Genomic DNA, 2,325 nt, shown 5'->3' with positions numbered 1-2,325 from the left:
CCGCCGAAAAGCCGACTCCTACAGATTCAGACTTTCAGTACCAGCTTGCCGAAGTTCTCACCGCGAAACAGCTTGGTCAGCGTTTCCGGGAACGTCTCCAGCCCCTCGACGATGTCTTCCTTGCTTTTGAGTTGCCCCTTGGCCATCCAGCCGGCCATTTCCTGTCCGGCGGCGGCGAACTGCGCGGCATAGTCCATCACCACGAACCCCTCCATGCGCGCACGGTTGACCAGCAGCGACAGGTAGTTGGCCGGGCCCTTGACCGCTTCCTTGTTGTTGTACTGGCTGATGGCGCCACAGATCACCACCCGGGCCTTGAGGTTCAGGCGGCTAAGCACGGCATCGAGAATGTCGCCGCCGACGTTGTCGAAGTACACATCGACGCCTTTCGGGCACTCACGCTTGAGCCCGGCGTGCACATCTTCGCTCTTGTAGTCGATGGCGCCGTCGAAGCCCAGTTCGTCGATGAGGAACTTGCACTTGTCCTGGCCGCCGGCGATGCCCACCACCCGGCAGCCTTTGATCTTGGCGATCTGCCCGGCGATGCTGCCCACCGCGCCTGCCGCGCCGGACAGCACCACGGTGTCACCGGCCTTGGGCGCGCCGACATCCAGCAGTGCGAAATAGGCGGTCATGCCGGTCATGCCCAGGGCGGACAGGTAGCGCGGCAGAGGGGCCAGCTTGGGGTCGACCTTATAGAAGCCCCGGGGCTCGCCCAGGAAATAGTCCTGTACGCCCAGGGCACCATTGACGTAATCGCCGACTGCGAATCCCGGGTTGCTCGAGGCAATCACCTGGCCCACCCCAAGGGCGCGCATGACCTCGCCAATCCCCACCGGCGGGATATAGGACTTGCCTTCATTCATCCAGCCGCGCATTGCCGGGTCCAGGGACAGGTATTGGTTCTTCACCAGAATCTGCCCCGGTGCGGGCTCGCCGACGGCGACCTGCTGGTAGGTAAAGGTCTCGCGGGTGGCCGCCCCGACGGGACGTTTGGCGAGCAGGAACTGGCGATTGGTCAGGGTGGTCATGGCAGGCACTCAAGGGGTGAATGAAGCTCTAGTTGATAGACCCTCAAGGACCTTGCCGCAAGGTTTGCCAGTCCAGCGAATGGGAGGCGATCCAGTGTGGTGATGTAGATGGGGGTGGTTTCATCATCAGGATGCATAAGACCTCAACCGGCCTTTTGATAGTGCTGACGCGACCATGGCCGGCTGTGGCTAGATTGGATTGGGTAGCTGACCCGTACTTGATCGAGGATCTGAGCAATGAGCATGAGGTTTTCCGGCCAGGTGGCCCTGGTGACCGGCGCGGCCAACGGTATCGGCCGGGCGACAGCCCAGGCGTTCGCTGCAGAAGGTTTGAAAGTGGTGGTCGCGGATCTGGATGTGCTCGGAGGCGAAGAGACAGTGGCGCTGATCCAGGCGGCTGGAGGCGAGGCGCTGTTCGTACCGTGCAACGTCACCCATGAGGCGGATGTGCAGAAGCTCATGGCTCGGACAGTCGAGGCTTATGGCCGTCTGGACTACGCCTTCAACAATGCCGGGATCGAAATCGAGAAGGGGCGCTTGGCGGAAGGCTCCCTGGATGAGTTCGACGCCATTATGGGGGTCAACGTCAAAGGGGTCTGGCTGTGCATGAAGTACCAGCTGCCGCTGCTGCTTGCCCAGGGCGGCGGCGCGATCGTCAATACCGCCTCGGTGGCCGGTCTGGGCGCCGCTCCGAAGATGAGCATCTACGCCGCGTCCAAGCATGCCGTGATCGGCCTGACCAAGTCGGCGGCCATCGAGTACGCCAAGAAGAAGATTCGGGTGAATGCCGTCTGCCCGGCGGTGATCGACACCGACATGTTCCGCCGTGCCTATGAGGCTGACCCGAAGAAGGCCGAATTTGCCGCAGCGATGCACCCGGTGGGGCGTATCGGCAAGGTCGAGGAGATTGCCAGTGCGGTGCTCTATCTGTGCAGTGACGGTGCCGCTTTCACCACTGGACACGCCTTGGCTGTCGACGGCGGCGCCACGGCCATCTGAATGCCAGCTCGGGCCTTGGCGCAGCAGCCAGCCGGGGCCCGATGGAATCGACCTTCAGCGTCCTGAAAACGACCTCGGCGTAGCTTTTTGCCATTATTCCGACATCAGAGACTTGTGCGCCGGTGCACGCCGTTGCGACCCTTCACAAAGACAAAATGGCCGTATTGCCATTGGGGATTGGAAGGGGACTGCGCACCATGACTTCGGCCACGAGTGGACGTTTTGCCAACCTGGGCATGGCAAAGAAACTGGGTATCGGTTTTGCCCTGGTGTTGCTCTTGACGGCCCTGGTGGC

At 61.9% G+C, this 2,325-nt stretch carries 3 protein-coding genes; 2 read left to right on the top strand and 1 reads right to left on the bottom strand.

The window, feature by feature from the left end:
• Nucleotides 1-26: 26 nt before the first annotated feature.
• Nucleotides 27-1,031 (bottom strand): NADP-dependent oxidoreductase, encoded by a 1,005-nt coding sequence (locus BLX41_RS03655; RefSeq protein WP_123723815.1) that lies wholly within the window; start codon nt 1,029-1,031, stop codon nt 27-29.
• A gap of 237 nt (nt 1,032-1,268) precedes the next feature.
• Here BLX41_RS03655 and BLX41_RS03650 point away from each other — a divergent pair, with 237 nt between their 5' ends.
• Both BLX41_RS03650 and BLX41_RS37175 read left to right on the top strand, forming a co-directional pair.
• Nucleotides 1,269-2,030 carry an SDR family oxidoreductase gene (locus BLX41_RS03650; RefSeq protein WP_123723814.1) on the top strand — a complete coding sequence of 254 codons (762 nt, stop codon included), beginning with the start codon at nt 1,269-1,271 and terminating at the stop codon, nt 2,028-2,030.
• 197 nt (nt 2,031-2,227) lie between these two features.
• A partial coding sequence (locus BLX41_RS37175) for a hypothetical protein (protein ID WP_404942737.1) occupies nt 2,228-2,325 on the top strand: 98 nt, incomplete at its 3' end.

The organism is Pseudomonas protegens (assembly GCF_003732485.1).
GTDB classification, from domain to species: Bacteria; Pseudomonadota; Gammaproteobacteria; order Pseudomonadales; family Pseudomonadaceae; genus Aquipseudomonas; species Aquipseudomonas protegens_B.
This window is presented reverse-complemented; position numbering and strand designations above follow the sequence as displayed.

Bases quoted from the DNA above. Each gene is read 5' to 3' on its own strand.
- BLX41_RS03650 (WP_123723814.1), top strand. From the start codon at position 1,269: ATGAGCATGAGGTTTTCCGGCCAGGTGGCCCTGGTGACCGGCGCGGCC.
- BLX41_RS03655 (WP_123723815.1), bottom strand. From the start codon at position 1,031: ATGACCACCCTGACCAATCGCCAGTTCCTGCTCGCCAAACGTCCCGTC.